General features: G+C 54.1%; 22 protein-coding genes. 15 read left to right on the forward strand and 7 right to left on the reverse strand.

The features are described 5' to 3' along the window. Positions 1-40: 40 nt before the first annotated feature. A complete protein-coding gene (purL, locus tag Q9L42_RS12330; RefSeq protein ID WP_305908100.1) occupies positions 41-3901 on the forward strand; it encodes a phosphoribosylformylglycinamidine synthase in 3861 nt (1286 codons plus the stop codon). A 140-nt stretch (positions 3902-4041) separates the two neighbouring features. After that, the gene (locus Q9L42_RS12335; RefSeq protein ID WP_349431151.1) at positions 4042-4479 is read left to right on the forward strand and encodes an Hsp20/alpha crystallin family protein; all 438 of its coding nucleotides are present in this window, start codon (positions 4042-4044) and stop codon (positions 4477-4479) included. Positions 4480-4539: 60 nt separating this feature from the next. Here Q9L42_RS12335 and Q9L42_RS12340 read toward each other — a convergent pair whose 3' ends face one another. Both Q9L42_RS12340 and Q9L42_RS12345 read right to left on the reverse strand, forming a co-directional pair. After that, a complete protein-coding gene (locus Q9L42_RS12340; RefSeq protein ID WP_305908098.1) occupies positions 4540-5049 on the reverse strand; it encodes a SixA phosphatase family protein in 510 nt (169 codons plus the stop codon). Between the two features lie 203 nt (positions 5050-5252). After that, the gene (locus Q9L42_RS12345; protein ID WP_349431152.1) at positions 5253-7274 is read right to left on the reverse strand and encodes a cache domain-containing protein; all 2022 of its coding nucleotides are present in this window, start codon (positions 7272-7274) and stop codon (positions 5253-5255) included. A 331-nt stretch (positions 7275-7605) separates the two neighbouring features. Here Q9L42_RS12345 and Q9L42_RS12350 point away from each other — a divergent pair, with 331 nt between their 5' ends. Both Q9L42_RS12350 and Q9L42_RS12355 read left to right on the forward strand, forming a co-directional pair. Further along, positions 7606-8643: an NADP(H)-dependent aldo-keto reductase gene (locus Q9L42_RS12350; RefSeq protein WP_349431153.1), complete on the forward strand. Its 1038-nt coding sequence runs from the start codon at positions 7606-7608 to the stop codon at positions 8641-8643. Positions 8644-8667: 24 nt separating this feature from the next. Then, positions 8668-9015: a phenylpyruvate tautomerase MIF-related protein gene (locus tag Q9L42_RS12355; protein ID WP_305908093.1), complete on the forward strand. Its 348-nt coding sequence runs from the start codon at positions 8668-8670 to the stop codon at positions 9013-9015. 6 nt (positions 9016-9021) lie between these two features. Here the strand turns inward: Q9L42_RS12355 and Q9L42_RS12360 are convergent, their stop codons facing one another. Further along, positions 9022-10029 (reverse strand): alpha/beta hydrolase, encoded by a 1008-nt coding sequence (locus Q9L42_RS12360; protein WP_349431154.1) that lies wholly within the window; start codon positions 10027-10029, stop codon positions 9022-9024. 2 nt (positions 10030-10031) lie between these two features. Continuing rightward, complete coding sequence (locus Q9L42_RS12365) at positions 10032-10688, reverse strand: REP-associated tyrosine transposase (RefSeq protein ID WP_305908092.1); 657 nt, start codon at positions 10686-10688, stop codon at positions 10032-10034. 114 nt (positions 10689-10802) lie between these two features. Here Q9L42_RS12365 and Q9L42_RS12370 point away from each other — a divergent pair, with 114 nt between their 5' ends. The 8 genes from Q9L42_RS12370 (at position 10803) to Q9L42_RS12405 (ending at position 19761) form a co-directional block, all read left to right on the forward strand. Further along, the gene (locus Q9L42_RS12370; protein ID WP_305908091.1) at positions 10803-12416 is read left to right on the forward strand and encodes an alkaline phosphatase; all 1614 of its coding nucleotides are present in this window, start codon (positions 10803-10805) and stop codon (positions 12414-12416) included. Positions 12417-12923: 507 nt separating this feature from the next. Next, positions 12924-13562, forward strand: coding sequence for a response regulator transcription factor (locus tag Q9L42_RS12375; RefSeq protein ID WP_305910208.1), 639 nt, complete (start codon positions 12924-12926; stop codon positions 13560-13562). A gap of 40 nt (positions 13563-13602) precedes the next feature. Continuing rightward, on the forward strand, positions 13603-14409 hold the full coding sequence (locus Q9L42_RS12380) for a hypothetical protein (protein WP_305908090.1): 807 nt from the start codon (positions 13603-13605) through the stop codon (positions 14407-14409). After that, a complete protein-coding gene (locus Q9L42_RS12385) occupies positions 14409-17321 on the forward strand; it encodes a hypothetical protein (RefSeq protein WP_349431155.1) in 2913 nt (970 codons plus the stop codon). The genes Q9L42_RS12380 and Q9L42_RS12385 overlap by 1 nt, the downstream gene beginning before the upstream one ends. Further along, a complete protein-coding gene (locus Q9L42_RS12390) occupies positions 17318-18706 on the forward strand; it encodes a hypothetical protein (protein WP_305908088.1) in 1389 nt (462 codons plus the stop codon). The genes Q9L42_RS12385 and Q9L42_RS12390 overlap by 4 nt, the downstream gene beginning before the upstream one ends. Continuing rightward, positions 18699-19265: a condensin complex protein MksE gene (locus Q9L42_RS12395; RefSeq protein WP_305908087.1), complete on the forward strand. Its 567-nt coding sequence runs from the start codon at positions 18699-18701 to the stop codon at positions 19263-19265. The genes Q9L42_RS12390 and Q9L42_RS12395 overlap by 8 nt, the downstream gene beginning before the upstream one ends. Before the next feature lie 144 nt (positions 19266-19409). Further along, positions 19410-19580 (forward strand): hypothetical protein, encoded by a 171-nt coding sequence (locus Q9L42_RS12400; RefSeq protein ID WP_305908085.1) that lies wholly within the window; start codon positions 19410-19412, stop codon positions 19578-19580. 10 nt (positions 19581-19590) lie between these two features. Continuing rightward, the gene (locus Q9L42_RS12405) at positions 19591-19761 is read left to right on the forward strand and encodes a hypothetical protein (RefSeq protein ID WP_305908084.1); all 171 of its coding nucleotides are present in this window, start codon (positions 19591-19593) and stop codon (positions 19759-19761) included. 231 nt (positions 19762-19992) lie between these two features. Here Q9L42_RS12405 and rlmA read toward each other — a convergent pair whose 3' ends face one another. Continuing rightward, entirely contained in the window at positions 19993-20817 is an 825-nt protein-coding gene (gene rlmA, locus Q9L42_RS12410; RefSeq protein ID WP_305908083.1) for a 23S rRNA (guanine(745)-N(1))-methyltransferase, read from the reverse strand. 460 nt (positions 20818-21277) lie between these two features. Here rlmA and Q9L42_RS12415 point away from each other — a divergent pair, with 460 nt between their 5' ends. From Q9L42_RS12415 to Q9L42_RS12425, 3 genes are all read left to right on the forward strand, one after another. Then, positions 21278-21430, forward strand: a complete 153-nt coding sequence (locus Q9L42_RS12415) for a hypothetical protein (protein ID WP_349431156.1) — start codon at positions 21278-21280, stop codon at positions 21428-21430. A 22-nt stretch (positions 21431-21452) separates the two neighbouring features. After that, positions 21453-21983, forward strand: coding sequence for an REP-associated tyrosine transposase (locus Q9L42_RS12420; RefSeq protein WP_305908080.1), 531 nt, complete (start codon positions 21453-21455; stop codon positions 21981-21983). A gap of 295 nt (positions 21984-22278) precedes the next feature. Then, positions 22279-22422, forward strand: coding sequence for a hypothetical protein (locus Q9L42_RS12425; RefSeq protein ID WP_305908079.1), 144 nt, complete (start codon positions 22279-22281; stop codon positions 22420-22422). 116 nt (positions 22423-22538) lie between these two features. Here Q9L42_RS12425 and Q9L42_RS12430 read toward each other — a convergent pair whose 3' ends face one another. Together Q9L42_RS12430 and Q9L42_RS12435 are read right to left on the reverse strand one after the other, a co-directional pair. After that, positions 22539-25604 (reverse strand): SMC family ATPase, encoded by a 3066-nt coding sequence (locus Q9L42_RS12430; protein WP_349431157.1) that lies wholly within the window; start codon positions 25602-25604, stop codon positions 22539-22541. Between the two features lie 12 nt (positions 25605-25616). Beyond that, on the reverse strand, positions 25617-26765 hold the full coding sequence (locus Q9L42_RS12435) for an exonuclease SbcCD subunit D (RefSeq protein WP_349431158.1): 1149 nt from the start codon (positions 26763-26765) through the stop codon (positions 25617-25619). Positions 26766-26780 lie beyond the last annotated feature (15 nt).

The raw sequence follows: 26780 nt of genomic DNA on the forward strand, positions 1-26780 counted from the left end.
CAGATTAACCGATACCCTTTTACTGAACCCTCTGAATTAAATGATCATCATTCCCGGAACCTCCGCACTTTCAAATTTCCGTATTAACAAATTACTGGGCGAGTTGCAGACTCTCGACGCCGGCATCGAAGCGGTGACGGCGCGCTTTATCCATTTCATCGATGCGGCAGCCGAACTGTCCGAACAGGAAACGCAAATCCTGCGGCGTTTGCTGGATTACGGTTACGCCGCACCCGACGAGGAAATTCAGGGCCAGACCTTGTTGGTGATACCACGACCCGGCACCATTTCACCGTGGTCCAGCAAGGCCAGCGAAATCGCCGAGCGTTGCGGACTGGGAAAAATCAGACGCATCGAGCGCGGCATCGAATATCGTATTGACGGCAAAAACGCCTTGGCGAGCGAAACCCGCGAACAGATTCATGCGCTGATTCATGACCGCATGATACAGAGCGTCGTCGACAGCGCCGAAGGTTTGAACCTGTTCGAAGAGCATGAGCCAAAACCGCTGCAAACGGTGGCGATCATCGAACAGGGCAGGGCGGCCTTGGTGGCCGCCAATAGCGAACTTGGGCTGGCCTTGTCGGATGACGAAATCGATTATTTGACCGATAGTTTTAGTCGCTTGGGCCGAAATCCGACCGATGTCGAGCTGATGATGTTCGCCCAAGCCAATTCCGAACATTGCCGGCACAAGATATTCAACGCCAGCTGGACCATCGATGGCGTGGATCAAGCGCAGTCATTGTTTCGCATGATACGGAATACCGCCGAGCAGAGTCCGGCGGGCATCTTATCCGCATACAGCGACAATGCCTCGGTGGTCGAAGGCAGTCGCGGTCAAGTGTTTGTCCGCGACGCCGCGAGCGGCGAATACGGCTATGTCGAAGAGCAGGCGCATCTGTTGATGAAGGTGGAAACCCATAATCATCCGACCGCAATTTCCCCGCATCCGGGCGCGGCGACCGGTTCCGGCGGCGAAATTCGCGACGAAGGCGCAACCGGCCGGGGCTCAGCTACCAAGGCCGGCTTAACCGGTTTCAGCGTCTCGCATCTGAAGATTCCCGGTTACCCACAGCCTTGGGAAGAGGATTTCGGCAAGCCGGGACGGATCGCCTCGGCCTTGGATATCATGCTGGAAGGGCCGATTGGCGGCGCGGCGTTCAATAATGAATTCGGCCGCCCCAATATCGCCGGTTATTTCCGCACTTTCGAACAGCCCTCCGAAACCGGCGAGACTAACGCCTATCGCGGTTATCACAAGCCGATCATGATTGCCGGCGGCATGGGCAATATCCGTCCGATGCTGGTCGACAAACAGCCGATCCCGGCCGGTTCATTGATCATCATACTCGGCGGTCCGGCGATGCTGATCGGCCTGGGCGGCGGCGCGGCGTCATCGCAAACCTCGGGCGAAAGCGCCGAGGAGCTCGATTTCGCTTCGGTGCAGCGCGAGAATCCGGAAATGGAACGGCGTTGTCAGGAAGTGATCAACCATTGTAACTCGCTGGGCGACGACACCCCGATCGTTTCGATACACGATATCGGCGCCGGCGGCTTATCCAATGCGGTGCCGGAAATCATCCATGACTGTGATCGCGGCGGCCGCTTCGAATTGCGCGACGTGCAGAACGCCGACAAAGGCATGTCGCCGATGCAGATTTGGTGTAACGAAGCCCAGGAACGCTATGTCGTCGCGATCAAGCCGGAATCGCTGGCGCTGTTCAAGTCGTTCTGTGAGCGCGAACATTGCTTGTATGCGGTGATCGGCGAAGCCACCGACGAAGAGCATCTGACGCTGAGCGACTCCTGGCTGGGCGGCAAGCCCGTCGATCTGCCGATGTCGGTGTTGTTCGGCAAGCCGCCGAAGATGCATCGCGATGTGAGCCATCAGGACAAAACGCTGGCGGGGCTGGATTTGACCGGTTTATCGCTGGATGACGCCGTCAAGCGCGTGCTGTCTTTCCCGGCCGTGGCCGACAAAAGCTTTTTGATTCATATTGGCGACCGCTCGGTGACCGGGTTGGTGGCCAGGGATCAGATGGTCGGTCCTTGGCAGGTGCCGGTGGCCGATGTCGCGGTGACCGCGACAGGCTTTCAGGCCTTGACCGGCGAGGCGATGGCGATGGGCGAGCGGACGCCGCTGGCCTTGATCGATGCGCCGGCTTCCGGCCGCATGGCGATCGCCGAAGCGTTAACCAACCTGGCGGCGACTCGCATCGAATCGCTGAACAAGGTGAAACTTTCCGCCAACTGGATGGCGGCGGCCGGCAGCGCAGGCGAGGATGCGGCGTTGTTCGATACCGTCAAGACGGTCGGTATGGAGCTGTGTCCTGAACTGGGCATCGCGATACCGGTCGGCAAAGACTCGTTGTCGATGAAGACGGTGTGGAAGGACGCTAGCGGCGAGAAAACGATGACGTCGCCGCTGTCATTGATTATCACCGCCTTTGCGCCGGTGGCCGATATCAGTCGGACGCTGACTCCGCAATTGCAAGCTGGCGACAGCGACTTGTTGTTGATCGACTTGGGCGAAGGCAAAAACCGTCTAGGCGGTTCGGTGCTGGCTCAGGTTTACAAGCAGTTGGGCAATGAAGCGCCCGATGTTAATGCGGCCTTATTGAAGGCCTTTTTCGAGGTCATCCAGGCCCTGAACGGCGAAGACAAGTTGCGCGCCTATCACGACCGTTCCGACGGCGGCTTGTTGGCTTCCGTTGCGGAAATGGTCTTCACCGGCCGTCAAGGTGCGGAGCTAAATTTAGACAGTCTAGGTGATGATGCCTGGGCGACCTTGTTCAACGAGGAATTGGGCGCGGTGATCCAGGTTAACAGCGCCGATTGCGCGTATGTCTTGGATCGGCTGGAACAAGCCGGCTTAGGCCATTGCAGCCATCAAATCGGACGCGTGACGGATCGCCAGCAGCTGACGATATCTCATCGAGGTCAGACGATCTATGCCAATAATCGGGCCGAGCTGCAGCAAACCTGGTCGGAGCTCAGCTACCGGATGCAGGCCTTGCGGGATAATCCCGATTGCGCCAGAAAACAGTTCGAACGCATCGCCGATGACAATGATCCGGGGTTGTCGGCAAGCCTGAGTTTCGACGTCAATGACGATGTCGCGTCCCGATTTGCCGACGCCGAACGGCCGCAGGTGGCGATCTTGCGCGAGCAGGGCGTCAATGGCCATGTCGAAATGGCGGCCGCCTTCGACCGCGCCGGCTTCAAGGCGATCGATGTGCATATGAGCGACATCATTCATGGCCGCGTGACGCTGCGCGACTTCACCGGTCTGGTTGCCTGCGGCGGTTTCTCTTATGGTGACGTGCTCGGCGCCGGCGGCGGCTGGGCCAAATCGATCCTGTTCAATGATCAGGCGCGCGATGAATTTGCCGCATTCTTCCAGCGTCAAGACACCTTCGGATTAGGGGTCTGTAACGGTTGTCAGATGATGTCCGGACTGAAGGAAATCATACCGGGCGCCGAGCATTGGCCGGCTTTCAAACGCAACGATTCCGAGCAGTTCGAAGCGCGCGTCGCGATGGTCAAGGTGCAGGAATCGCCGTCGATCCTGTTGCAGGGCATGGCCGGATCGATGCTGCCGGTAGTTGTTGCGCATGGGGAAGGACGCGCCGAATTCTCCGGTGATCCGCATGAGGCCCAGGTGGCCTTGAGTTATGTCGATAACTACGGCCGGGTGACGACCGACTTCCCGGCCAATCCTAACGGTTCGCCGTTCGGCATCACCGGCTTGACGACGCTCGACGGCCGATTCACGATCATGATGCCGCATCCGGAACGCTGTTTCAGGACGCTGCAGAATTCCTGGCATCCCGATGATTGGCGCGAAGACGGCGCCTGGATGAGGATGTTTAGAAACGCCAGAGTCTGGGTGGGTTGAAAACCAAAAAAAAGATGCCATATTCATTGCTGAAAACGTTTTCCAAGTGAATAATGAAACGAGGTGAGATCAATTCGCCTCGTTCCATCGTATGCAGATAATGCATAGTGAAGTTTTTCCGCAACTAACTGGAGAATAATATGGCTATTACACGTTACGAACCCTGGAACCTGTTGAATCAATTGCAGCGTGAACTGGATCGCATGCACGAAGGCGATACCGAAGGCGGCTCCATCGCGACCGCGGAATGGGCGCCGGCGGTGGATATTAAAGAGGATAACGATCGTTTCACCTTATATGCCGATATCCCCGGCGTTAAACCGGAAGATATGGATGTCAGCATGGAAGAAGGCGTGCTGACGATCAAGGGTGAAAAGGAAAGCGAAACTAGCACCGAAAAAGAAGGTTACAAGCGCATCGAGCGGACTTCCGGCTCGTTTTATCGTCGCTTCAGCTTGCCCGATACCGCGGATGCCGAGGCGATTACCGCAAAATCAAAAAATGGCGTGCTGGAAATCGTGATACCGAAGCGGGAAGCGGTCAAACCGAAAAAAATCAGCGTCGCCGCTGAGGAATAAGACAGAAACGGAGCCTTAGGGCTCCGTTTCAGTTTGAACGAGGCGGCTCCTCGGCCTTTTTCAAGACAATGACGAGGCGCGGATAAGGCTAACGAGCTGGGCGGCGCCGTTAGCCAGTTTCGTCCAGTCATCCGGCATATTCAACATTGCCAGTGTCGCGGTGGCCAGCAATTTGCCGTCTTTCGGAGGCGCCAAGGTTCCCGCCTGGAGATAAAGCAGCAGCTGTTCCAGGCCGGGGTTATGGCCGACCAATAACACCCGTTCGGCGCCCGCAGGGCAATCGCTCAGCACCGCCTTCAGGTCGCCTAGACCGGCCTCATAGAGGCGAGGATCATAATGTATAGACCGCGTGTCCAACTCAATCGCCTTGCTTAATCGTTTAGCGGTCGCTTTAGCTCTTTCCGCCGGTGAACTGACGATATAATCGGGGATCAACTGTCGATCTTTCAGCCAAATTCCGATGCGCTTGGCCCCGAGTTTGCCGCGTTTTTTCAGCGGGCGGTCGAAATCGTCGACATCGACACGCCAATCCGATTTGCCATGGCGCAATAACAGTAATTGTTTATGCATGGGTAATTATTCAGAGCGTGGTTAGGGTCAGGTCTAGAAAAATAGCTATAACCAACACTCGAAATTTAAAGCGATAATGAGTTTACCCTCTTTATTTTTGATAAAACAGCTATAAATCTAGACCTGACCCTGTTCGCACCTGCCGCCGACATCCTAGCCGAACACACCCTAAGCCCTCTTTTTTCAAATTCGGAATGGCTGGCTTAAAAGGGAATGAAGAGCAGACAGACAACATCGTTGCGATAATTGTCGACCGTTTTGTATTCACGATAGCCTTGCGATACGGCGATGCCCAGGATGTATTTTTTGCCTTGGTAGTCGATGACTTCCGACGCACGCTGGCCCGCCGTTAAGTTAAAATAGCGTTCCGCTAGCTCCAGCCGGGCGCCGCTGCGTAACTCGGCATGATTGGCGACGGCGATGATGGTTTGTTGCCTGTCGGCGAAAAGCGCGAAACAGCCGTCGATCAGCCGGCCTTTTTTATTGCGTGGCAAGGCGTCTTCCAGCATCGAGCGGAATTGCGGCTCGCTGTCAAAGACGATGCCGATGCCGCCGAGAATGTTGGCGCTATGATTCAGCTCGCTAATCGAGGCATTGTAGATATAGGTATGGCGGCCGCCATAAAAACTGGATTCGACAAACGGCGAAACGGCGTATTGCTGGCTATCGTGGATTCTCAATGCGTTATAGGCCGCCGTCTGTTCAGGCAACAGCTGGCCGACGATATGTTGTTCGCTCGGGTTGGAAACCGCTAAGATCTCCCCTTTTTGGTCATAGACATAAAGATTCGTGTAAACGGTGTATAAGTCATTGATGTAGCATAGGATATTGGCGATATGCTGTTTGTCTTCATTGTTTATTTCGGCCTGATTCAAGATCCGTCTGAATTCGGTGGTCAAGGCCCACCAACGGCAATCATTGGCGCGTTCGTAGAGGTTGCGGTCCATGATATCGACCGCCAGGGCGGCCAGAAAGCCGGCATTGTCGAGATGGGACGACATGACCGTCACTTCTTGCAGCGAATCGACCGATTCGGTAAAGATGTCGGCTATGTCGGAGCCGATCTTCTTGATGGCGTCCAAGACCGGCATGAATTCGGCGGCATTCTTGCGGGCCGATGTGATCTGGCCGTTCAGCACCAGCAAACTCAAATCCGTGTTGACGTCCAGCGATGCTTGACGGATCTCTTTTAACTCCGGAGTAAAATGGCTGGCCTGATTGATGATCTCCGCATAATTCCGGCCGTTATCGCGTTGTTTTTGATCGTCTTTAAAGGCCAGATTCAACGGTGTCATCATCTGACCCCGCCAGCCCAGGCCGAAAAAACCCTGATAACCGTTGGTCCGGCAGGTGCTGGTGATGTATTTCTGGCCTTTAAACGTCACGATGCTCAGCGGATCATGGGTATTGAGGGTCGCGGCCGGCGGTATCTTGTTATTGTCGCTGCTGGCGATGACCTTGCCCCGTTTGTCCAGTATCATCAGCACCCCGATATCGTCGGGCCGCATTAAATTGTCGAAGATCCCCGTCATCTCATCGTCGAAACGAAAACAAAGGCATAGAACGCCCAGAACTTCAGAGGCTGCGTCATTGGTTGCGGTAATTTTGCTGGAATAGATCAATGAATGCGGCTTATTCGATTGCAGATCGCTGTAGCGAAAGGTTTCGACATACTCCGTATCGCTGTTCAGGGTTTCCCGAATCAAAGCATCTTTCGAATGCTTAATCGGGTTAGCGTGATCCAGATGGGCCCTGACGTTGCCATGGGTATCCAAAATGATGATTTCGTCATAAACGGAATATTTTTTCACATACTCTTGCAGGCGCAAGGCTATGAATGACTCGTCGATGTCGCCTGTCGCCGATAAAAATGAGCGTATATCGTCGTCGGTGGCTAAAAAACCGACATCGGCGGTGCGTTCAAACAGGTTTCGAATCAGGATATCGACCGCCACCTGGGCCTTCGAGGCGTTATCGAGAGTCAGTTTTTGCAGATTTTCCAATAACAGGTTATCGGTCAATTTGTTCTGCAACTCGCCGAATTTATCCTTGGTGCGCTGCATGTCTTCCAGTATCGTCGAAGCGATGTTGTGGCTGTTGATTTTGCCAATTAAGGCGATTTTCCCCCACCAGTTGTTCAGCGAGTCCAAGCGCTTTTCATAGTTTTGCACTAAAGGCATGGCTTGCATCAGGGTATTGGAATGTTTATTTAAGAATGCTTGCATGGTGTTGCGCGGTTTATTGAAGTTATGGTTCTGTAAGGCTGCGATTGAAAACAGGGCTTAAGCAATAAATATGCCTTGCTAACATGGACCTGGTATGTGAGGCGCCCTAGCGTGCGTTACTAGATCATCGGTTTAAGCGACAGTTGATTGATTTGCACCAAATGGGGTCGTGGATGCGTGAATGTGGTGCGTCGATCTGCAGCATCAGCAATTCCCAATTTGAGTATTTTTGAACGCCAAAGTGGGAATTGCTGTTGCAGCATACTCAGCATGTCATTCTTTTGCTGGTCTGATAATATGGAAGCCTTTTCAGGAGCAGTGGATTATCATCATGCGTTATCGACTATTGGGCCGTTCCGACCTGAAGGTCAGCGAAATTTGTTTGGGCACGATGACTTTCGGTCAGCAGAATAACGAGGCGGAAGGGCATGCTCAACTGGATATGGCGCTGGATCACGGCGTCAATTTTATTGATACGGCGGAAATGTACGCCATTCCTCCGCGCGCGGAAACCTATGGCGAAACCGAACGCATCATCGGTAATTGGCTGCATAAAACCGGCAAACGCGATCGAATCATCCTCGCCTCCAAGGTGATCGGCCAGGCCGAGTGGATGTCCTATGTCCGTAACGGCCGGGCTTGTTTGGACCGGGCCAACATTGAGCAAGCGATAGACGACAGCCTGCGCCGGCTGCGAACCGGTTATCTGGATTTATATCAGCTGCACTGGCCTGATCGGCAAACCAATTTTTTCGGCAAGCTCGGTTATCAATATGCGCAACAATCGCCGCCGACGACGATCGAAGAAACCCTGCAGGTGTTAGCGGATTTGGTGAAGGCCGGCAAGGTCAGATATGTTGGTGTTTCCAATGAAACGCCTTGGGGGGTGATGGAATATCTACGCTGCAGTGAAAGACTGGATTTGCCGCGCATCGTCTCGATACAGAATCCCTATAGTTTGCTCAATCGCAGCTATGAGGTCGGTTTGGCGGAAATCAGTCGGCAGGAACAATTGCCTCTGTTGGCTTATTCGCCGTTGGGATTCGGCGTGTTGACCGGAAAGTACATCGGTCAGCAGCCGGAGCAGGCTCGTCTCAGTCTGTTCAATAACTATCAGCGTTATTCCACCGACAACGGCGTCGCCGCCACCGCCGATTATGTCGCACTGGCGCGCAAACATCGATTGTCGCCTGCGCAGATGGCGCTCGCCTTCGTCAACAGCCGGCCTTTCGTCGGCGCGACGATTATCGGCGCAACCAATCTGGAGCAATTAAAGGAAAACCTCGCCAGCGTCGAGTTGGAATTGAACGAGGAGTTATTGCAGGACATCGAGGAGATTCATCGACGTTATCCGAACCCTTGTCCGTAATCATCAAACCGTTGAGGAGAAACGATGCCATACTTGAAACTGAAAACCAATATTGCCGTCAGTCAGGAACAATCGCCGAAGTTGCTTGCGGAGTTGTCGCAAATGCTTGCCAGCGAGACCGGTAAACCCGAGCGCTATGTCATGGTGGAAATGAGTTCCGGGCGGACGATGCTTTTTTCCGGCACCGACGAGCCGTTGGCGTATCTGGAATGCAAGAGCATCGGCTTGACCTCGGCCCAGGTCAAGGCCTTGTCCGCGTCTATCAGTCAGGTGCTGCAAACCCGGCTGCAATTAGCGCCGGACCGGGTTTATATCGAATTCAGCAACTGTCCGGCCGAACACTGGGGCTGGAACGGTTCAACATTCGGCTGAGAATTGTTAGTTGCTGGACAGGGAAAGGGTGTTGATGTTCAGCATCTGCTGAGCGCGCTTATCGGCGCCGGAAGGCAGGGGTATCGTGCTGGATTCGATCCAGGCCGCGATGTCACGCCATAAAACCGGCGCCTGCAGATCTCGCAACAGCATGTGGTAACCGTCCTGATAGAAGGCGATGGTTTTATCGCTCGGGTCGGCGCTCAGCAAATTCCGCAAAAACAGATAGGTCGGCTGTCGCGGTATGATTTCATCCTTTTCCCCGTACAATATCAGCGTGTCGACGTTCAGTAATTCCGCATTGTCCAGCGCCTGGTCCATCAGGTTGGTCAAGCCGTAGATGGCGTCCACCCGGGTTTTTTTGATCACCAACGGGTCCTGACCCAGGGCCTTCAGCATCTCGATGTTGTCCGAAGGGGTAATTTCCAGGTCCTCGCCGGTCAGCGTCAGCCAGGGCAGGCTGTGCGATAACGACCAAAGCAAGGCGGTTTGGTACCAAGGCATGGTTTTTCTACCCCAGACGGCAGGCGCGGCCAGGATGATGCCGTTGACCCGCGGTTTTATCGATCGCGTCATCGTGTTGATGATCACCGCTCCCCCCATGCTTTCACCGAGCAGATAAACAGGCGTATCGGGATGGCGAGCTTTGATCAGGTTTACGAATGTGGCTAGATCTTCGCAATAGGTTTCGATGCCGCTCCAGTAACCGCGCTTGGGACTTTCGCCGAAGCCGCGCTGATCATAGGCATAGGAGGTGATGTTGCGCCGAGCAAAATAGTCGCCGGGTTTATCGAAAAAATTCCGGTAATCATTAAAACCATGCAGGGCGATCAACACCGCCTCGATATCGTTCGCCTGCCAGCTTCGCAAAGCTAATTTCACGCCGTCCTCGGTAACAAAGGCATGCTCCGTCAAATAACCATGGCCGACATCCGGCCCGGGTTTGATCACGACCGGCGTACACCCGTATACAATCAACAACAAAAAAAGGGGACAGGCTACTTTAATTTTCATCTTCACTTTCTGTTCGGTCTTCCACGCTTATTGAGTGTCGACAAAAGGCCAAATTCCGCTGCCGTCTTCTGCTGCCAATGTTCAACACCCAGCGGAGCTTGACGATTGACGCTGTTGCGTATTTTAACCAGTTCTTTGGCGTAGATAGGTTTATTGACATAGCCTGTCCAGGCATCGTTTGGCTTTATCAAGGAAGTGTTGAGCAGATCCCTGTTTTTATGAAGACGTTCATAGAGAGAACTATAGGGCCAATCTTCGGCGTTCTTGACCAGGTTCGCCCTTTTGGCGTTCGCTTCGATGTAACGCATCAGCGTGATATAGTAGCTTTCCCGTTCGACAATAAAGCTTTTGTAGCGTCCTTGCCATACATGGCCGGAAGTATTGTTCTTTTTATGGTAATAGCGAACATGCGATGTCAACACCCACTGCATGAACCGGCTGAGGCTTTTTTCCCGATGAGGAACCAGCATACAATGAAAGTGGTTGGGCATCAGGCAATAGGCATGGATCTCGATAGCTTCTTTTTGCTTGGCGGTTTTCAGCAGTTCCAGAAAATAGTCATAGTCCTCTTCATCATCATAGACTCGCATCTGCCTATTGCCGCGGTTGATGATATGGTAAATTCCGCCTGCCTTCTCTCCGCGCGCTATACGGGGCATATTTCACCTCTGTTAGAGCTAGCATTACGATGATTTTAACGGATTTATCTAAAGTAGTCTGATTTTAAAGTAGCCTGTCCCCTTTTTCTTTGAGGTGAGAATATGGAAACAATCATGAAACGTTTGTTAATTTTTATTGCCATCAGTTACGGATTGCTGCTGACGGCTTGCAGTCAACCGCTGGTTAAACAAGACAGGCAGGTTCGCCAGCCGGTTAAAAATCTGATTCTGATGATCGGCGACGGCATGGGGCCTCAACAACTAGGGCTGCTGCGAGAATATGCCCGCCGAGCTCAGTCTTCTCGCTATCTCGCTCAAAATGGCAAGACGGCGTTTGACCGTTTTGCCGAGCAGGGCTTAGTCGGCCTGTCGTCAAATGGGCCGGCCGATGCGTTGGTCGTCGATTCCGCCTGTTCTGCTTCGCAGCTGGCCAGCGGCATCAGTTCCAATAGTGAAATGATCGGTCTGGATCAGTGGGGTAATCCGGTCGAAACGATATTGGAAAAGGCCAAACAGCAGGGTAAGGCGACGGGCCTGGTTTCCGACACCCGCATCACTCATGCGACACCCGCGGCCTTTGCCAGCCATCAACGCCACCGTTCGCTGGAAAATGCGATTGCCGACGAGATGCTGAGCGGCAATCAGGTTGATGTGATGTTATCCGGCGGCTTGCGTCATTGGCTGCCACAGTCGGTCAACACAATGGCTGAGACTAGGGCGGCTATCGCCCGCTTGATCGATGAGCCGGCCATCGAATTGGTCTCGGCCAGACGGGACCAACACAACCTGCTGGAGCAGGCTAGGCGTCAGGGTTATGCGCTGGCCTTCAACCGCAGGCAGCTGCAACAGGCGAAGGGAGGAAAAATAGTGGGCTTGTTCGCCTCCTCGGCGATGCAGGATGCCTTGGACGATCATCATCGACGCAATCCTCACCAGCCTTCGCTGGCCGAGATGACGAAAAAGGCGCTGGAGGGTCTGGAACAAAATCCAAACGGATTTTTTCTGATGGTCGAAGGCGGCCAGATCGATTGGGCGGGACATAATAATGACGCCGGCGAGCTACTGCATGAAATGATACGATTCGAACAGGCCGTGGCCGCGGTGTTTGCCTGGGCGAAACATCGCCAGGATACCCTGGTCATCATCACCGCCGATCATGAAACCGGCGGCTTCGGTTTCAGCTATAGTCGCTATCGTGTTCCCGAGGCCAAGCCTTTGCCCGGAGCGGCGTTCGCCGAGCATCTCTACCAACCGAATTTCAATTTCGCCGACCCGGTCGTATTGGACCGTCTTTACGCCCAGAAAAAGAGTTTTTATCAGATCTGGCGTCAGGCCAAGGGCGAAAGGGCGGCGCCGGACGCAGATTCATTGTTGGCCGCGATAAATGCCAACAGCGCCTATAAAATCGACAAACTGGCGGCGGGCAGGATACTGGAAAAAGAAGCCAACGCCTATTACAGGCCGGGCCATCGCTATCTGAAGGCGAAGCAATTTCCCAAAGTCGATGATTTCGAAGAATTTTATGTTTACGGCGACGGTGTCCATCTGGACCTGATCGGGCGGGCGCTGGCCAAACAGCAAAATATCGTCTGGGCGACCGGCACGCATACCCATACGCCGGTGCCGGTGATTGCCTGGGGACCGGAACGCCATGTCCGCCGTTTTTCCACGTTGTCCCACCATACCGAAATAGGACTATGGATGATGGAGGCATTAACGAGTCAATGATAGCGGCATTTTTGCCTCGTTTATCAATCCATTTGTCGGTGTTATGCACAAAATGGTTTTTGCTCGCTATCTTTTTGCCGTCGACAGGGCAGAGAAGCTGAAAAATAGCTATTGACTTTTTTATCTTATTGATAAATATAGATAAAGTTTAATTGACTAAAAAAGATACAATTTAACAAAACTGTAATAAATACGTGGTCTCAGGACCGATTTGGACATGCTATCCACAAAGTTATCCACAGGTTTTGTGGGTAACTGCAAAATTTTTAATCGTTATCGGCAGTTAGCGATTTTTTGTATAAACAACTGGCAAATGATGTGATAAATTGTGCGTTTTTTTGACGGTCGGCGGTTAAAGAATTTTGGCTCGACTGGGTTGGTGTTTTCGCCGACTGAAACAGCAGCGATTAACCGTCGGACGATGATTCAATGCTGTCCGAGCAAGCTAAGTCGTTACATCCGCGCCGGTCGCGTTACAATATCGCTCGCTATGAACCGAGAAGATCGATGACGAATGAAATTAAAGTACTGTTAGTCGACGACCATGCCGTGGTCAGAGCCGGCTTCAAGATGCTGCTGTCGGCGGTGGCGGGCATGGATGTCTGCGGCGAAGCCGAGCGCGGCGAGCAGGCGATTCAACTGTATCAGGATTTGCAGCCCGATATCGTCGTGATGGATTTATCGATGCCCGGTATCGGCGGACTGGAAACGATACGCCGCCTGTTGCAGCGCTATGATCATATCAACATTCTGGTGTTCAGCGTTCATCATGAACAGGTTTATGTGAACAGGGCGTTATCGGCCGGCGCCAAAGGCTATATCACCAAAAACAGTGCGCCGGAAATTCTGCCTGAAGCGATTGAAAACATCGTGCAGGGGCAACGCTATATCGAAGTCGGACTGCTGAAGGAATCATCGGGACAGGATTATCAGGCGATAGTCGACGCCTTCTCGGCGCGGGAATTCGATGTATTCAGGTTGCTGGCCAAAGGCCTGACGGTGCAGAAAATTGCCGGGGAGCTCTGTCTTGGCTATAAGACCGTCGCCAATTACGCCACCCAAATCAAGAAAAAATTGCAGGCCGAGAGTATTGCCGAGCTGCCGCAGATCGCGCAAGCGCTCGGCATAAACGTAATGCCGGAATAATTGCAGCGCGGCCTGACAGCAACAAGAACGAGGGAACGCCTTGGCTTTCGACGAACGGATTGCACATTATCTCGATAACATTATCGCCGCCAAACCGGTCAATTTCGATCGTTTGCGTCAGCTGCTGAATCGGCAAGGCTATGACGATCAGACGCTGTTCAAGATCTTTGCCGTCGACAAGACTTCCCGGTCTCGTTACCGGATCAGCATCCTAGACCGACGATTGTTCGCCCAGCTGCAGGCTGATTTCCCCGTCTATCCAGTCAACGATAGAGTCAGCGCCGCGCGCGCCGGCGATAGTCATAAGCGTCCGGTCAGTCGGGCGATGATCATCCTGTGGCCTAGCCAGCAGGAGCATCCGGTCGTCGTCATCAATGATGCGGACGGCATTAACACGCCGATGGCCTTGGCGAAACGCCTGCTGATTGTCGAGAACCAGGAAAACTTCGTGCAAAAACAGCGCACGCTAGCTTTTCTGCGCCATCAGTATGCCGATTTCGCCGACATCGAGCTCGATATCGCTCATGGCGCCGGCAACGCGATCACTAACCGTCTGAACAAGGCCTTCTTCGATCGTTATCAACGGATCGACTGCCTGTTGGACCTGGATCTAGGCGGGCTGGAAATATTTGCTAATTTGCATAAATTGACCGATCATGCCCGGCTGCATTTTATGCTGCCGCCTTGCGCCGAAAAATTGTTGGCTCAATCCAAGCTGAAGCTTGCGGAGAAGCATCTGCCGGCCTTGCGCAAGCACCACGATCACTATCCGGCATTGCGGCCGGCCATAGAGCTGATCGTCAGGCAGCAACGCATGCTGGAACAGGAAATGTATTTACAGGAATAATGTTGGAAAATTTGGAATTATTGGAAAAAAAGACCGCCTATGCGGTCAATAAGCTGATCGCGATCAACTCGATCAGTTACTGTTATGTCGAGTTGCCCATAGACCGCCATTGCGCGCTGTTCGGACGCAACAATTTGGGCAAGACTTCGTTGCTGAACGCGTTGAAGCTGCATTTGTTTCCGGAGATCAGTTTCAACGATTGTAAGGGTAAATTTGCCTTCAAGTCATCGAAGGGGGAGCTGTATTCCAGCGAAGACAGTTACAGCTATTATTTCCCCAGCGACAGCAGTTTTCTGATTCTGGAGGCGGAAAACATCCACGGCCCTTTCTGCCTGATTCTGTTCAAATCCAACAGCAGCTTCGGTTATCAGCGATTGGCTTTGCCCTGCGCTTATGACGAGATCCGCGGGCAATTCTGGGATATCGACAACACCGAGATTAATAACGGGCTGGGCAGCCCGGTGGCGGATCTGGGCATTCCTAAAATTCTTGCCCTGTATCAGCAGTATAAAGCGGCCGGCGCGGTCATCCTGAAGACTAAAAAAGACATCAAGGACAAGCTGTTCAGCCATAGCCCGCTGCAGCGGGCCAAGGGCCGTTACTGTCTGGTTCCGTTGAAGGAAGGCGGCATGGAGCGCGAATTGAGCGCCTTTCGCCAGCTGATGAATTTTACCTTCGAAATCGCCAAGACCGACACCAAGGGGCTGACCGACACCTTCGCGACGATCATCGAAAGCGGCAAAATCAACACCCAGGACAAACTGCACCAGGATTTGCAGGTGATTATGGATGACTATAACGAACTGCGCCAGAGCCAGGATAAGCTGAAGGCGATCGCCAATTATCGTGACGACTTCAGTCAATTACAGACGATGCATCAACGCCGGAACGAGCAGAGACAAGCCTTCGCCGCGACGTTCGCAGCCTATGATGTTTGTTTGCGCAACACCGAAACGGAATGCCGTCGCTTAGTCGGGCAGCTCGAACCCGAGGTCGACAGATTGTATGCCTCACAGCAACGGCTCGGCCAACAAGACATCGAGCTGCAAAAACAGCACAGCGAATTGGGCGGTCAGCTGAAGACCTTGAACAAGGATAGTCAGCAGTTGAAACTGGCCGTAGAGCAGTTCGAGAACATCCACAACCAATATCCCGAAGCGTCACTGATCGAGCTACGCAAGCTGTTGCAAGATCGGGAGGAGGCGCTGAAGCAGAAAATCGATCATCTTCAGGACAATCAGCAGGCGATCGCGGCGCTGAGCGCCAAGGTCGGTGTGCAAAAAAGCAAGAATGCCGAGCGCAGCCGCAAAAAACAAGCGCTGGAGCAATACCAGCAATTGCTGGTCAGTCAACTCGATGAACATAGCGCGGCGGTGCTGAGCAACCTGAATAGGCAGTTCGCCGAATTGATCGTCGATGTCGACGGGCGACAACGCGAAACCATCGAACGTTTCGCCGATCTGTTCAGCATCGAAGCGAATGGCCTGAATTTCCTCGGCGCAGCATTCGGCAGCGAGCCGGTCAAGTCGCCTCAGCAGTTTAAGGAGCAACTGCAAGGGGAGCTTGTACAGCTCGATCAAGCATTATTGCAACTGGATAGAGAGATTCTGGAACTGCAAAAAATCGCCAGCGCTTCCGGCGACGCCCAACAGCAGCAGTTGCAGCAGGCCGAGCAAGAAAGAATCAAGATCCATGAACAGTTGTTGATCGTCAACGGCATCGAATCGACCCGGCAACAGCAACAGGCCAGAACCGTCGAAATCGAGGAGCTCGAAAACGCCAGGGGGCAACTGGAAAAAGACCGGGAACGGATCCAAGTCGAACTGGAACAAAATCGCAGCGAGCACGCCGCCGGCAAGGAAAAATTGCTAGCATTGCATAAGCGCTTGAAAGAGGCGACGGCGCTGATTCAGCGCCTGCAGAGTCTGAAGCCGCCGGAAGCGAACACCGCCGAATTTAAATCCGTCGACAGTGTTACGGCCGCCGACCTGAGCGAACTGGAAGGGGAGCGGGCCAAACTGGTCAAACTGAAGGAAGGCCTGGATGAGAACATCAACATCTTCGTTCAGTGCGGTCATTTCCATCTGCCGGTGGAGATCGCCTACAGCAGTTACAGCGATGAACAGCAAGAGGCCATCCTCGTGGCGCTGAACAACACTTTCGTCGCCTTGCCGCATCAATTGGAAACCCTGCAAAGCCGGGTCATCGAACATAACAAGATGACTGGCGCGAAGATTTCCGAGCTGACCGGCAACCGCAGCCATATTCGCGCCTTCATCAACAAGGTCAACAAACAATTCGAGCACTATCCCGTTTCCAACCTGCAAGACATCCGGGTGGAAATCGAGCTGGACCCGCGTTTCGAGGAGCTGATCGACGAGCTGGAGCAGACCAATCTGAACACCACCGATATTCATGACGACGCCTTGTATCAACGGCTGAATGCCTTCTGCGAGGATTTTTTCACCGGCGTGCGCGACAATCGCATCCTGGAGATGGGCAAAATCATCAAAAATGTTAAATACAGCTATCGCAAGGCCCATCGCGACCAACGCGAAGACAAGGACCAGAGCACCGGCACCAACGCCCTGATCAATTGCACCTTGTTGACGATTCTGCTCGGCGATCTGTTGGCGCAGGACAGCAAGCTGACCTTGCCGGTGATTTTCGACGAGTTCACGGCGCTGGACGAATACAATCAGCGCACCGCGATCAAGGCCGCCGGCGAACACGGCTTCGCACTGTTCTGCGCCTCGCCCACCGACACCGCGGAAGTGGTCTCAGTGGTCGATTATTACATCCATCTGGACGATTTTCACGTCAACACGCTGTACGACGCCAGCGGCGAGCGCGATGTCGTGTTTCATCATTTTCAGGAGCGTCTGTATCAGGAAACGGAGCGCCCGGCATGATGCATGTCGCCCTGGACCGTACGCTGATCCTGTTGATCGAGCATAAGGAGCTGATGTTCAGACTGATCGACTACATGGACGGCAATCAGCGCCGGGACTTGCCGGCCGAGGTCTTTTTCAACAGTCTGCGCGCCAAGCTGGAGAGTCTGGCCAGCAGAACGGAGAGCGAACGTCTCGGCGACGCCTTCGATCTGGACAACCTGATCAAGACCGGCATCGTCGCCGAATTCAATCAGTCGCGCGGCACGATCGCCTTGCAACCGGCGGTGCTCGATATCTTTAGGTTGTTCGACAAGGAGCGGGTGCGCGGATTGCGCAGCGCGGAGTTGGAAAACATCCGCATCCAGCTGGAAAACGCCTATCGTCAGCATCAAACATTGAGCTTCGCCGACGACAACATCGCCTTCCTGGAGCAACGCGATCATCTGTTCGATTTGCTGCGCAGGATCAACAGCCAGATTCAGAACAACACCGCCCATTTGCAGCATCAGGCCGACCGCCTGTCGAAACGGCTGGATCATGATCCGACGCTATTGTCGCTCGATGAGTCGCGCCAACATCGAGACATGCTGGTGCAGGTCAAGCAAATTTACGACCGCGAAATCATTCCGACGCTGGAGTTTCTGAACAGCCGGGAATACAGCAAGGTCAAGGCGCCGCTGATCCTGATCGACGAGCTTAGCAGACTCTACGACCTCCGCGGCTATGAAGACGACAGCTATTACATAGACCAATATAAGCTGTCGATCCTCAGTCATTACAAATCGGTCGAGAAAGTCAAACAAACGCTGCAGCGTTATTTGCACCAGGAGCGCCGGCACCGGCTGACCTACAACGCCATCGAACAAGCTTATCTGCATTTGCAGCAGCTGGCGCAGGGCACCTTCACCGAGAAATTGAAAGACAAATATATCTTCAAGGCGCTGGAGCAGGACATGCTGTATTTCAACGGACTGAAGACTCATGCCGCGGCCCAGGATGCGCGTATTGAATGGAATCCTCGCAATCATGTGATTTATTTCAACGAATATCTGGTCAACCGGCAGGCGCGCAGGCGCAGCGACAGCCCGGCCGAGATCACCACCTTCGATAAGGAACGGCTGACCGAGCCGAACAACGCCTTGAAACGCCGAATCAGACAACTGGTCGACCTATGCCATATCGAACCGCCGGTGGATGATCTCTATGCCGAACTTCACCATTATCTCGCCGAACATCTGTCGCGGGATTATCAATTGCCTTATCTGCTCTATGGCGTCAGCTGCTTCAAGCAGCGGCATGGCGCTAAGTTCAAAATAAAGGTCGCATTCGAACGGCCGCAGCGGCGGATCCGATATCACAATCACGTCCTGGAATACAACAAACGCCTGTTATCCGATGATTAGCAACGAACTCAGTCAAGCCATTTACAACCTGCTGATCAATGGCAAAGTCATCAGCAAGCATCGCTATCTCGCCAAATGCAACGAGCTGGAGGAAAATCCGTTGTATAACGAGATTTTTATCAATTTCGACGAATACCGCCAGCTGTATCAGCGCATCAATTTCGAGCTGGTGCATCAAGACGGCGGTTTTTTCTTTATCCGTGAGCTCGGCGGCGAACAGGCCAACGACGTGACGATCAAGATCCAGGCGCTGCTGATCATAATCGGCCGCATCGTCACCGAGCAGGGTTATCTGTTCGAGGTGCTGACCGACCATCGCGCCGGCATCCGCCCTAAAGACCTGGCGGCTGCAGCCGGCGAAGAGCGCTATCTGGACATCCTGCATACCTGTAAATTATGCAAATCACGCGGCATCGACGAGGAGATCAACAATCATCTGGTCGCCCGCGGCCTGATGTTTATCAACAGTCGGGGCCATTATGTGCTGAGCGACGCCGGAGCCGCCTTTTTCCGTGAATTGAGCGAGGCATACAATCCATCGGCCGGTGTGCAACCGTGATAATGCCTTATCGATGCTTGGTGCGCTTCACGTTGTTCAGCGGCGCCCTACAAGGTCATGAATGGCAGGAATGTAGGGTGCTGCCGACGCAGGAGGCGCACCGTCGAAGTTTTTGGCCGAACCGCTGGGCTTGATTCGCCTGACATGGTTACAGGCTTGGCTTTTGACCTCGATGAGGCGAAGGGGCATCATCGAGGCTTGGTGCGCTTCACGTTGTTCAGCGGCACCCTACAAGGTCATGAATGGCAGGAATGTAGGGTGCTGCCGACGAAGGAGGCGCACCGTCAAGTTTTTTGGCGGAACCGCTGGGCTTGATTCGCCTGATATGGTTGCAGGCTTAGCTTTTGACCTCGATGAGGCGAAAGGACATTATCGAGGCTTGGTGCGCTTCACGTTGTTCAGCGGCACCCTACAAGGTCACGAGTGGCAGGGATGTAGGGTGCTGCCGACGCAGGAGGCGCACCGTCGAAGTTTTTGGCGGAACCGCAACGCTTGATTCGCCTGATATGGTTGCAGGCTTGGCTTTTTGACCCCGATGAGGCGAAAAGTATTATCGAGGCTTGGTGCGCTTCACGTTGTTCAGCGGCACCCCCTACAAGGTCACGAGTGGCAGGAATGTAGGGTGCCGCCGACGAAGGAGGCGCACCGTCGAAGTTTTTGGCGGAACCGCTGGGCTTGATTTGCCCTAGACGGTTATAGAGAGCATCGCACCATTGAAATGCTAGGTTCAACGTTTAGTCGCCAGCGTAATGATGAAATCGGTTTCGATTTCCAAGTCCTGGGCGCGTTGAATACGGCTCTGGATTTCGCCTTTGGCTCGCCATGCGAACGGCGTCATCTGCAATAAGGCCATGCGGTGTTCCTGGTCGGGCGTGATCGTATAGCTGAGTCGTCGGCTGTCGATTTGTTCGTAGCCCTCAGGCAAGTCGATCTCGACTTTATGCTCTTTGACCTCTTTATAAATAAACTCCTTCAATTGCCATAAATGGCGCGGGCCGGGCGTCACCGTCAACAACAAGCCGTCTGTTTTCAACAGACGCACGACTTCGGCATCATTAGCCGGAGCGTAAACTATGACGATCAGATCGAAATAATGATCGGCATAAGGCATGCGCTTGTTGCTGGCGACGATGAAATGGGCGTTAGGTTGTTTCTTGGCGGCCGCCAAAATGGCATTTTTGGCGATATCGATGCCGTGTAAATCCAGCTGCTCGGGGTGTTGGCACAAGGCTTCGATTTGCCGGCTGTAATAACCTTCGCCGCAGCCCATGTCGAGGATATGCATCGGAGGCTGCACCGTTCGGTGTTGGTCTATTAAGGCTGTGATCGTTTGAGCCAGAGGCTGATAGAAACCGGCTTCGAGAAAACTGCGTCGGGAACGCATCATGGCTCGGCTGTCGCCCGGTTCCTTCGATTTCTTATGCTGCACCGGCAGCAGATTGAGATAGCCTTCCTTGGCGATGTCGAAGTGATGTTTGTTTTCGCAATAATAACCTTTGGAAGGCAGATGTTGCTGCAGCGGACTTTGGCAAATAGGACAGATATAGGTCATCGTGATAAATGGTTTGCAGGGGGCGGTAATTTTATAACATTTGTCTCCGGCTTGGTTAATCGCTTGCCGGTTTTCTTATTGCGCATGGTATGGATGTAGGGTGCTGCCGACGAAGGAGGCGCACCGTCTGGGCTTGATTTGCCTGACATGGTTGCAGGCTTGGCTTTTGACCTCGATGAGGCGAAGGGGCATTATCGAGGCTTGGTGCGCTTCACGTTGTTCAGCGGCACCCTACAAGGTCACGAGTGGCAGGAATGTAGGGTGCTGCCGACGCAGGAGGCGCACCGTCTGGGCTTGATTCGCCTGACATGGTTGCAGGTTTGGCTTATGACCTCGATGAGGCGAAGGGGCATTATCGAGGCTTGGTGCGCTTCACGTTGTTCAGCGGCACCCTTCAAGGTCACGAGTGGCAGGAATGTAGGGTGCCGCCGACGAAGGAGGCGCACCGTCTGGGCTTGATTTGCCTGACATGGTTGCAGGCTTGGCTTTTGACCTCGATGAGGCGAAGGGGCATTATCGAGGCTTGGTGCGCTTCACGTTGTTCAGCGGCACCCTACAAGGTCACGAGTGGCAGGGATGTAGGGTGCTGCCGACGCAGGAGACGCACCACTAGATTGAATTATTGAGAGCACACAATGAGCGAATATCACAGGCTTTATATTCCCGGCGCCAGCTGGTTTTTTACCGTGGTTGTGGCCGATAGAAAGAAACGATCACTGTTGCTCGACAATATCGCTACCCTGCGTCAGGCCTTCCGTTATGTGAAACAGCGTCATCCGTTCAACATCGATGCGGTGGTTGTTTTGCCGGATCATTTGCATTGCATGTGGACGTTGCCGGAGGGAGATAGCGATTTTTCGACGCGTTGGAATTTACTGAAAGGCCATTTTTCCCGATCGCTGGAAGAAGGGGAGCGAGTCATAAACAGCCGATCAAAACGAGGGGAGCGAGGTATTTGGCAGCGTCGGTTCTGGGAGCACATGATCCGCGACCAAGTCGATTTTAATCAGCATGTCGATTATATTCATTGGAATCCGGTCAAACATGGTTATGTGGCAAAGGTTTCCGATTGGCCCTATTCCAGCTTTCATCGTTATGTTAAGGCTGGAATTTACTCGGAAAATTGGGGGCATGCGGGGGATTTTGAGTTGGAGACCGGAGAATAAGATATTGTTTTAAATGTTAGAAATGTAGGGTGCTGACGACGCAGGAGGCGCACCGTTGAGGTTTTTGGCGGAACCGCTGGGCTTGATCGCCTGAGATGGTTGCAGGCTTGGCTTTGGACCTCGATGAGGCGAAGGGACATCATCGATGCTTTGGTGCGCTTCACGTTGTTCAGCGGCACCCTACCGGGTAATGAATGGCAGGAATGTAGGGTGCTGCCGACGAAGGAGGCGCACCGATGAGATTTTTGGCGCTTGATCCGTCTGGCATGTTTACAGGGCTAGGTTCTTTACCCCGATGAGGCGAAAGGACATCATCGATGCTTTGGTGCGCTTCACGTTGTTCAGCGGCACACTACCGGGTAATGAATGGCAGGAATGTAGGGTGCTGCCGACGAAGGAGGCGCACCGTCGAGGTTTTTGGCGGAACCGCTGGGCTTGATTCGCCTGACATGGTTGCAGGCTTGGCTTTTGACCTCGATGAGGCGAAAGGACATTATCGAGGCTTGGCGCGCTTCACGTTGTTCGGCGGCGCCCTACGGTGCAATGGATGTAAAATCACAACACAAACTCGGCCGAACTGCCGTTGGCGGTTTTGCTGACCACCAATTGCGCGTCGATGCGCTCCTTCAATTCGTTGACGTGGCTGATCACGCCGACCAGGCGGCCGTCGCCGCTGAGCATGGTCAACACATTGATGGCCTGTTCCAACGCCTCGTCGTTCAATGAACCGAAGCCTTCGTCGATGAACAGCGTGTCCAGCTGTATGCCGCCGGCGTTGCTGCGCACCACCTCGCTCAGGCCTAAGGCCAACGACAGAGAAGCCAAAAAGCCTTCGCCGCCGGAAAAAGTGCTGACCGATCTTTTTTGACCGGTATAGGCGTCGGTCAATTCGATGTCCAGACCGAAGGCCGAACGTTTGTTGGCTTGGTCCAATTTGCGGATCAGCCGATAACGGCCTTCGCTCATGATATACAGCCGGCTGGAGGCGGATTGCAGGATCTCATCGAGCAGTCGGCCCAATAAATAGCGGCTGAAACTGAGCTTGCTGCCCTGATGACCGCTGCCGTTGGCGATGCGGGACAGATGGCTGGCCTGTTCATACTCCTGCGTCGCGGCCTCCAACGCTTGTTGTTCTTTGGCAATTTTGTTGATCAGCTTATCCAGTACGCGATGCTGTTCATCGAGGCGAATTCTGCGTTCCAAGCAATCATTTTTGTGCGTCTGCGCCTGCCGATAGGCGTCTTGCAACGGCGCCAGATCCGGATTGGCTTTTCCTGTCAATTGCGTCGCCAATTCATCCAAGCGGCTTTCGATGCGCCGTGTTTCTTCACGGTAATGCTCCACTTGCTCGGTTTGACTGCGGACCTCTTGTTCGGTCAGTTTGGATGACTTCAACGCGGCGATATCGGCAAAAGGCGACTGTTCGATCAAGCCGGTAATCAGCCTTTGCTTGCTCTCGAAATCGGCGGATGCCTGTAGACGTTGTTTCTGCGCGCCGTTCAGCACACCCTGGGCGGTATTGAACCGCTGCTGGGCGGCATGATGGGCGCGGCTCGCTTCGTCGAGACGGCGGTCGAACTGCTGGATTTGCCGTTCCAGAGCCGCGATTTCCGGATTCAAGTCGGCTTTATCCCGATACAGTTCGGGAATTCGTTCCAATTGGCTTTGGATCTGCCCAGCCAGCGTGCTGACTTGTGACTGACATTCGCCGAGTCGTGTTCGCAAGCCGGTCAGCGCGTCTTCGTCGTTCTTGATCGCCGTCTTCAACTGTCCTTGACGGTTCTTTAACAGTTGTTTTTGTTCGGCTTGCAACGTTAGTTCATGGGCCTGACGCTTCAGTAGATCGATGTCCGCCTGACAGTCGTCGCGGCTGATTTCGGACTCCGCGCCTACTGTCTTCAACTCGTCCAGGACGCCGGCGATGCGGTCCAGTTCGCGCCGTTGATGATCGAAGTCTTGACGTATCTCCGACAATTGCTTTTCTGCCGCCTGCAAGTTTTGCCGGGCCGCCTCGAGTTGTTCATCGGCAGGAATATGCGCCGGCGGCGTGGCGGGCAGGGGATGGTCATGGCTGCCGCAGACGGCGCAGGGCTGACCCTGTTGCAGTTGCGCGGCCAGATGCGAAGCGATGTCCTGCATGCGCGCCTGTTCCAATTGTTGCAGCGCGCCTGCCGAGCTATCGACCTCTTGCTGCCGTGTCTCTAACTGTCGTTGCAAGGCTCGTAGTTTTTTTGTCGCGTTTTCTAGTTCGCGCTGTTTGTTCTCTATGCGTTGTATTTGTTTCAGTTGTTCCTGCTTTTTTTCCAGGTGATGCCGGGTTTGCAGCAGCGCGGCGTCGCAGGAACCGAGGGTTTCCAGTTCCGTTTCGCTTTTTTCCAATGCCGAGCGTTGTTCCTGCAGTTTTGTCTCGGCCTGGCTCAGTGCTTGTTGGGCCGTTTGCAACGATGTATTCGCTTGATGCTGTTTTTGCCTATCGCCGGCCAGCGAGGCGAGTGCGGCATGGGTTTGCCGCAGCGACTGCAGTTCCCGCTTTCTTTGTTCCTGCGCCGGTTTTTCTTGCTCCAATGTCGTTAATTGTTCGGTGGCCTCGATGGCGATGCGCTGCCGCGCCTCATGTTCATGTCGGGCCTCGGCCAAGGCCTCATCGGCCGATTTCAACGCCTTGTCGGCTTCTTCGTATAAGCGGTAATCCGGCCAGAGCTTTTCCGCCTCGCCGTGCCGTTGCAGCGCGGCGGCCAGCGCCTCGATGCGATCTTTTTGCTCGACTAACGCTTGTCGGGACAGCAGCAATTGCCGCTGCTGAGCAAACAGGTCTTTCAGCGCCGTCGCCTCGTTCAGCTCGGCTTCGGCCTTGCCCCGTAGCCGTTCGGCATCGTCGATTTGCCGTTCCGCATCTAGCCGTTGTCGTTTGATCTCCTCGATTTGCGGCAGCAGTTGATCGGCGTGTTCGACATTCTCGCTTTTCAGCAGGCCCTTGATCTGCGCCTCGAGATTGACGACCGATTGTTTCAATTCGGTCTCCAGCGTCTTCAGCTTGCGCTCGAAGCGGGACAGGAACTCGGTATCGACCAGGGTTTTCAGGATTTCCTCGCGTTCGGCCGAATTGGCATTCAATAGCTCCCTGAACTTGCCTTGCGCCAGCATCACCACCTGGCGGAACTGGTGGACGTTGAAGCCGATCAAGGCTTCGATCTCAGGGCGGGTCTTGCTGATGCTTTCGCTGACCAGCAAGGCTTGTTCGCCGGGCTGGTCGACAAAGTCGATTTTGTACAAGGCCGATTGCACGGTTTGTTCGGTGTAGCCTTCGCCGCGTTTTTTCGGGATGCTTTGCCGCGGCGAAAAGCAGGCGCGATAAAGCTCGCCCTGGATCTCGAATTCCAGCGTGATCTCGGTGCGGGTATCCGGATCGGCATGGTGTGAACGCATTTCCTCGACGGTGCGTTCTCCGCCGGAGGTTTCCCCGTACAAGGCGCAGCAGATCGCATCGAAGATCGTGGTCTTGCCGGCGCCGATATCGCCGCTGATCAGAAACAGGTTGCGGTCCTCCAGCAGCCGGAAATCGAATAGCTGCTCGCCGGCATAGGGGCCGAAGGCGCTGAGCGTTAATTTCAAGGGTCTCATCGTGTCGATCCTTTAATGATCTGTCTGTTCGAGCTGTTCGACGATCGTCTTGACGAATTGCCGTTGAGGGTCATTCAACGGCTCCGCGCAAACATGCCGGTAAAATTCGTCGAACAGTTCGGTGACATCCTGTTTATGCAGTTCGTGAAAGCTTTTGTCGCCGCTTATGCCTTGAGGGCTGCTTTGAACGACGTATTTGATTTCCAGGGTATTGGGGTAGACTTCCTGCAGGCGCCTCATCGGCTCGTACAGCGCGCCTTCGTCCAACAATTCGGCGCAGATATAATCGTCGCTGCAGGCATCCAGGCGGGCCTGTTGCACAATCTCTTCCAGTCTGCCGCGAACGATGCGCATGTTGCGTAAGGGCTGCAGCGGCACCGACAAGCATTCGGCAAAACCGTCGCCGTCCAGCACTACCTCGGTCACGCCCTTGTGATGATGGACTTCGCTGAAACTGTATTTCAGCAACGAGCCCGAATAGCGGATATGATCGCCGCCCGTGGCCTGGGGTCTATGCAGATGCCCCATCGCGACATAATCGAAATCCCGCAGGATGCCGGCGTCGATCTGCGAGGCGCCGCCGACGGTCAACTGGCGCTCCGAGTCGCTTTCCTCGGCGCCGCCGACGAATTCATGCATGATCAATACCTTGCGTTTATCGGTGGGGTGTTCGGCGTTTATGCAGTCAATTTGACGCCGGATAACATCCTGATGAGTCTTGATATCGGCGTCTCGGTACAGGGACCTGGCCGCCAGCGGCGACAGATAGGGCAGGGGGTAAAAATACACCTCGCCGTGTTCGTCGGTTAGGATGATCGGCCGGGTTTCGAGCTCGGCCTTGCCGACGATATGCACCGAGGCCTTGGCCAGCAGGCCGGAGGCGAAGCTCAGGCGGGCGCCGCTGTCGTGATTGCCGCTGATCATGATGAGCGGCACATTCAACGCCCCGCCGACCTGCTGGATGAAGTCCTCCAGCAGGCGTATCGCCCCTTCCGAAGGAATGGCTTTGTCATAGACATCGCCGGCGACGATCAGCGCATCCGGCTGACGTTGCTCAACAGTCAGGATCAGCTGGTCGAGTATATGTTGTTGGTCTTCCAGCAATGACGCATTATGAAAAACGCGGCCCAGATGCCAGTCCGCGGTGTGTATGAAACGCATGGTGTTTGGGGTTTA

It is taken from the genome of Methylomarinum sp. Ch1-1, from assembly GCF_030717995.2.
Lineage (GTDB): Bacteria > Pseudomonadota > Gammaproteobacteria > Methylococcales > Methylomonadaceae > Methylomarinum > Methylomarinum roseum.

Bases quoted from the DNA above. Each gene is read 5' to 3' on its own strand.
- Q9L42_RS12395 (WP_305908087.1), top strand. From the start codon at position 18,699: ATGATTAGCAACGAACTCAGTCAAGCCATTTACAACCTGCTGATCAAT.
- Q9L42_RS12405 (WP_305908084.1), top strand. From the start codon at position 19,591: ATGGTTGCAGGCTTAGCTTTTGACCTCGATGAGGCGAAAGGACATTAT.
- Q9L42_RS12400 (WP_305908085.1), top strand. From the start codon at position 19,410: ATGGTTACAGGCTTGGCTTTTGACCTCGATGAGGCGAAGGGGCATCAT.
- Q9L42_RS12385 (WP_349431155.1), top strand. From the start codon at position 14,409: ATGTTGGAAAATTTGGAATTATTGGAAAAAAAGACCGCCTATGCGGTC.
- Q9L42_RS12435 (WP_349431158.1), bottom strand. From the start codon at position 26,765: ATGCGTTTCATACACACCGCGGACTGGCATCTGGGCCGCGTTTTTCAT.
- Q9L42_RS12420 (WP_305908080.1), top strand. From the start codon at position 21,453: ATGAGCGAATATCACAGGCTTTATATTCCCGGCGCCAGCTGGTTTTTT.
- rlmA (WP_305908083.1), bottom strand. From the start codon at position 20,817: ATGACCTATATCTGTCCTATTTGCCAAAGTCCGCTGCAGCAACATCTG.
- Q9L42_RS12390 (WP_305908088.1), top strand. From the start codon at position 17,318: ATGATGCATGTCGCCCTGGACCGTACGCTGATCCTGTTGATCGAGCAT.
- Q9L42_RS12425 (WP_305908079.1), top strand. From the start codon at position 22,279: ATGAGGCGAAAGGACATCATCGATGCTTTGGTGCGCTTCACGTTGTTC.
- Q9L42_RS12430 (WP_349431157.1), bottom strand. From the start codon at position 25,604: ATGAGACCCTTGAAATTAACGCTCAGCGCCTTCGGCCCCTATGCCGGC.
- purL (WP_305908100.1), top strand. From the start codon at position 41: ATGATCATCATTCCCGGAACCTCCGCACTTTCAAATTTCCGTATTAAC.
- Q9L42_RS12345 (WP_349431152.1), bottom strand. From the start codon at position 7,274: ATGCAAGCATTCTTAAATAAACATTCCAATACCCTGATGCAAGCCATG.
- Q9L42_RS12340 (WP_305908098.1), bottom strand. From the start codon at position 5,049: ATGCATAAACAATTACTGTTATTGCGCCATGGCAAATCGGATTGGCGT.
- Q9L42_RS12335 (WP_349431151.1), top strand. From the start codon at position 4,042: ATGGCTATTACACGTTACGAACCCTGGAACCTGTTGAATCAATTGCAG.
- Q9L42_RS12355 (WP_305908093.1), top strand. From the start codon at position 8,668: ATGCCATACTTGAAACTGAAAACCAATATTGCCGTCAGTCAGGAACAA.
- Q9L42_RS12365 (WP_305908092.1), bottom strand. From the start codon at position 10,688: ATGCCCCGTATAGCGCGCGGAGAGAAGGCAGGCGGAATTTACCATATC.
- Q9L42_RS12360 (WP_349431154.1), bottom strand. From the start codon at position 10,029: ATGAAAATTAAAGTAGCCTGTCCCCTTTTTTTGTTGTTGATTGTATAC.
- Q9L42_RS12350 (WP_349431153.1), top strand. From the start codon at position 7,606: ATGCGTTATCGACTATTGGGCCGTTCCGACCTGAAGGTCAGCGAAATT.
- Q9L42_RS12375 (WP_305910208.1), top strand. From the start codon at position 12,924: ATGACGAATGAAATTAAAGTACTGTTAGTCGACGACCATGCCGTGGTC.
- Q9L42_RS12370 (WP_305908091.1), top strand. From the start codon at position 10,803: ATGAAACGTTTGTTAATTTTTATTGCCATCAGTTACGGATTGCTGCTG.